Annotated in this window: 3 protein-coding genes; all 3 read right to left on the reverse strand. The window is 69.4% G+C overall.

The window, feature by feature from the left end:
* The coding region (locus CXY91_RS30690; RefSeq protein ID WP_282569399.1) for a DNA-binding protein at positions 1-447 on the reverse strand (447 nt) is incomplete at its 3' end.
* On the reverse strand, positions 444-701 hold the full coding sequence (locus tag CXY91_RS29710) for a hypothetical protein (RefSeq protein WP_100965539.1): 258 nt from the start codon (positions 699-701) through the stop codon (positions 444-446). The genes CXY91_RS29710 and CXY91_RS30690, both read right to left, overlap by 4 nt.
* Positions 698-1,407, reverse strand: a 710-nt coding sequence (locus CXY91_RS29715) for a ParB/RepB/Spo0J family partition protein (RefSeq protein WP_158673666.1), incomplete at its 5' end; no start/stop codon positions are given. The genes CXY91_RS29715 and CXY91_RS29710, both read right to left, overlap by 4 nt.

The following is a 1,407-nucleotide window of genomic DNA, read 5'->3' on the forward strand; positions in this document are numbered from 1 at the left end:
CCGCCGAACCCGTTCGCGCACCCAGCCGGGCACATCCGCCCTGCCAAGGTTGTAGAGGTCGACGAAGAGGGCGATCGCGACGGTCTGCTGCAGCTCGGCGGCCCGCTGGAAGGCGCGCAGCGCGCCGAGGATGGCGATGCGCGCGTCGAGCTGCTCTCCGGCGGCCTGGCCGGCAATCGCGAGGTCCGGCGCGGCCTGCAGCGCCAGCGACGCCGCCTGTTCCAGCTGTGCGCCACCTGCCCGAACGAAGTACTCCGCACGCGCCGTCGCGGGCAGCAAAGAGACGTGGTACTCGACACCACCGCCACGGCCGTCACGTTGCCGGCAGAGGCTGGCGAACTGCGCCCAATCCTCGCGCTCGGCGAGAGCGAGGACGTTCTTGCGCGACGTCGGCAGGCCCGGCAGGGCAAGATCAGCGATTTCGGAAGAGGTCAGCCAGAGCTTCACGCCGCGGAACCTTTCAGACGACGGAGCTCGGCCCGGAGGAGACGAAACTCCTGCCAGGAAAGCCGAAAGTCGGGTGCCGAGCCGCAGCCCTCAGCCTCGTCGATGCGTTGCAGCAACCGCGCCGTCTCCTGCTCCTCCTCGCGGCGCTCGGCGATAGCGCGGCGCTCGCGCGCAGCGGCGATCTGCCAGGGGTCAGCGCCTTCTGCGACAAGCCGAGCGATCTCGGCGTTGGCTTCCGAGACGGTGAGGGTCATGCGGCGCCGCCCTTCTTGGCCTTAGCGGACTTGGGAGCCTGCGCGGCGTCGAGCGCCGCGATCTTGGCGTCGATCATCACCTTGGCGCCGCGCAGTTGGCTGGGCGTCAGACGCGCCAGCAGCGCTTCGAGCTTGACCAGCGGCCGGTCCTCCTCGCGGACGGCCCCACCAGCCGGCAGCATGCCGGCCGTGACCCTGGCCTTGGCGAGATTAGAGGCGCGGCCCTCGGCGATCTCGCGTGCGACCTTCAACTGGTCGGCCGGATCGAGCGCGGCGAGCGCCTGCAGTTGCGCCTGGTTGTCGGCGAGCTTGGTGCCGCGGATGAGGGAGACGACGTCGGGCGACAGGCCGGCGGCGAGCTCGCGAGTGCGGTCGATCGAGCGGGTCGACAGACCGGTACGGCGGGCAGCTTCCTTGGAGAAGCTCGACCAGTTCGCCAAGTTGGCGAACTGATTTTTCTCGCGCCATTTCTTGGACTTGCGATCGCCGCCGTTGCGGACATCGGCATTGTCGGCTGCGAACATGTCGGCGAGCCGGCCGACGAAGATCGTCCGGTCGAGCGCGGTGAGCTCGTTTCGGATCAGGTTGGCGTGGATCTCGTGCTTCTCGCGCTCCTCCGGCGTCAGCGTCCGGATGCGAGCCGGGATCGTGTCGCGGCCCAGCAGCTTGAAGGCCTCGAGCCGGTGCTCGCCGTCGACGAGGAGGT

The organism is Allobosea sp. FBZP-16 (assembly GCF_002831785.1).
Taxonomy (GTDB): Bacteria; Pseudomonadota; Alphaproteobacteria; order Rhizobiales; family Beijerinckiaceae; genus Allobosea; species Allobosea lupini.